The sequence below is a fragment of the Bacillus sp. 05T31 genome, assembly GCF_056396725.1.
The window spans coordinates 1-2,688 of sequence record NZ_JBFTMA010000627.1; the positions used below are offsets into that span (position 1 = coordinate 1).

The following is a 2,688-nucleotide window of genomic DNA, read 5'->3' on the forward strand; positions in this document are numbered from 1 at the left end:
ATAATATACTACGTTGGCATATAAAAGTATAGACATTAGCAAATTAATAATAATTAACCAAATGTAAGCTCGTTTCCCTTTCGCGAATAATGCGAGCCCTAAAAATAGAACTGCTGAGCTTAACGGGTTGAAAAACAGTAAGAACTTTTGGATTGTGTTCGATATCCCTAAATTAAATTCTGTTACATATGCTGCATATGTTTTTAACCAAAGTAAAATAACGGCAAATACGAAAAATCCAAAATGATTACTTAATACTCGTTTACTCTTTAATAAAAATTGTTGCATCTCTCCACCTCTTTTGATCATCCAAGGCTTATTTTATATAAGTCTGTCTCTCTATTTAATTTTTCTTCTTCAAATAGATTTTATTTGTTTAACTATATGAAGAATATTAGTAATTATAATTTGTAGCTTTTATTTATTCAACTATTTCTTTTTAAACAGTTTGACTTTGGTTTCTATTTTACAAAATACATTTGTAACATTTCCTGTTTTCTCCCAGGGGCTCATCCACTAATTATGACTCCACAAACTATAATCCTTTATTTCCTCATTTGCAAACTAATCTATCTCCAATTTTGGTACATTCATGTAAACTACCCAATTTCATAAAATAAAAAGTGTAGTTTGGGCAATTTGCTCAAACTACACTTTTTCGACTACCGTTTATCATCCTTTGTAGCTATTCCCTCTTCTTTTAAACAATTCTTTAAGTCCCATGAATATTAATTCCAACTATGTTCAGAGCCATCATGACACCCCTTTAAAGCTTTTTCAACATCATATTTTGTCAAATCTTCTTCATGAGCAACGATTATATTTTGTGAAAATATCATTTCAGATCCTTGTTGTTTCTCTTTTATTTCAACTGTGATTTTATCTAATAATTCACTAAACTGTGATATCTTCAATATAAATATTAATTTTTTTTAGGACGATTCATTTCGATATATTCCCCAATTGCTCGATAATCTTTTCCGCCACGATGATCAATAATTTCCCAACTCCCTCCTACTTCAGGAGTATTTTCCGTTACTTTATCCGTCCCTTCCAATGTAAAAAACCATTTCTTCATCATTTCAGGGTTTATCCACGCTTCAAAAATTTCTTACCATCGCTAATGTTATTTTTGAATAATTATTCATTTTAATCCTCCCCCCACTTTATATTAAAAAACCCCCGCTCTCATAAAAGAAAGCGAGGGTTTTAATCATTTATTATTGACCTTTGTACATTGCATCAACTTGTTTTTGAAGTTCTTGACTTTCTAAGAACTCATCATACGTTGCTACCTTATCAACTACACCGTTTGGCGTTACTTCGATAATACGGTTTGCAATTGTTTGTACGAACTGATGGTCATGAGAAGTGAATAGTAATGTTCCTTTAAATGTGATTAAACCGTTGTTTAAAGCTGTAATAGACTCAAGGTCTAAATGGTTCGTYGGATCATCWARTGTTAATACGTTTGCACCGCTTAACATCATTTTAGATAACATACARCGAACTTTTTCTCCTCCAGATAAAACAGAAACGTTTTTCTTTACTTCTTCACCAGAGAATAGCATACGGCCTAAGAAACCACGTAAGAAACTTTCTGATTCATCTTGTGGAGAGAACTGACGTAACCAATCAATTAAAGTGTAATCACTGTTCTCGAAGTACTCAGAGTTATCTCTTGGGAAATGAGCTTGAGATGTTGTTACACCCCATTTGAATGAACCGCTATCTGGCTCCATTTCACCCATAAGAATTTTAAATAATGTTGTCATCGCAATATCGTTACGTCCGATAAATGCAACTTTATCACCTTTATTTAAAGTGAAGTTCACATTATCTAATATTTTTTCGCCATCAATCGTTTTCGAAATACCTTCAACTGTTAATAGGTCATTTCCTACTTCACGTTCTGGTGTGAAACCAACGAACGGATAACGACGTGATGATGGTCTAATATCATCTAATGTAATTTTATCTAACAATTTTTTACGAGAAGTTGCCTGTTTCGCTTTAGATGCATTTGAGCTAAAGCGTGCAATAAAGTTTTGTAACTCTTTTACTTTTTCTTCTTTTTTCTTGTTAGAATCTTGCGTTAGTTTTAATGCTAATTGGCTTGATTCATACCAGAAGTCATAGTTACCAACGTATAATTGAATTTTACCGAAATCAAGGTCAGCCATGTGCGTACATACTTTATTTAAGAAGTGACGGTCATGGGATACAACGATAACTGTATTTTCAAAGTTCATTAAGAAGTTTTCTAACCATTGAATCGCTTTTAAGTCCAAATGGTTGGTAGGCTCATCTAGTAATAGAATGTCAGGTTGACCGAATAAAGCTTGAGCAAGTAATACTTTTACTTTCTCTGCCCCTGTTAATTCAGACATCTTTTTATCATGAATATCTTCRCCRATACCTAATCCTTTTAGAAGGATTGCAGCTTCTGACTCAGCTTCCCAACCGTTTAGCTCAGCGAACTCACCTTCAAGTTCTGCAGCACGCATGCCATCTTCATCACTAAAGTCTTCTTTCATGTAAATTGCATTTTTCTCTTGCATTACTTTATAAAGACGTGTGTGACCCATCATTACTGTTTCTAGTGCAGGGAACTCTTCATATTCGAAGTGATTCTGTTTTAATACTGCTAGACGCTCACCTGGCGTAATATGTATGTCACCTGTTGAT

The 2,688-nt window shown here is 33.4% G+C and carries 3 protein-coding genes and 1 pseudogene; all 4 read right to left on the minus strand.

Annotated elements, in window-relative coordinates; all coding sequences use genetic code 11:
* Positions 1–288: pseudogene (locus AC1DJR_RS25465) on the minus strand (glycerol phosphate lipoteichoic acid synthase); the annotation flags it as partial.
* Positions 289–728: 440 nt separating this feature from the next.
* Entirely contained in the window at positions 729–914 is a 186-nt protein-coding gene (locus tag AC1DJR_RS25470) for a hypothetical protein (RefSeq protein ID WP_429688385.1), read from the minus strand.
* Between the two features lie 8 nt (positions 915–922).
* Positions 923–1,078 carry an ATPase gene (locus AC1DJR_RS25475; protein WP_429688386.1) on the minus strand — a complete coding sequence of 52 codons (156 nt, stop codon included), beginning with the start codon at positions 1,076–1,078 and terminating at the stop codon, positions 923–925.
* A 142-nt stretch (positions 1,079–1,220) separates the two neighbouring features.
* A partial coding sequence (locus AC1DJR_RS25480; protein ID WP_477003805.1) for an ABC-F family ATP-binding cassette domain-containing protein occupies positions 1,221–2,688 on the minus strand: 1,468 nt, incomplete at its 5' end.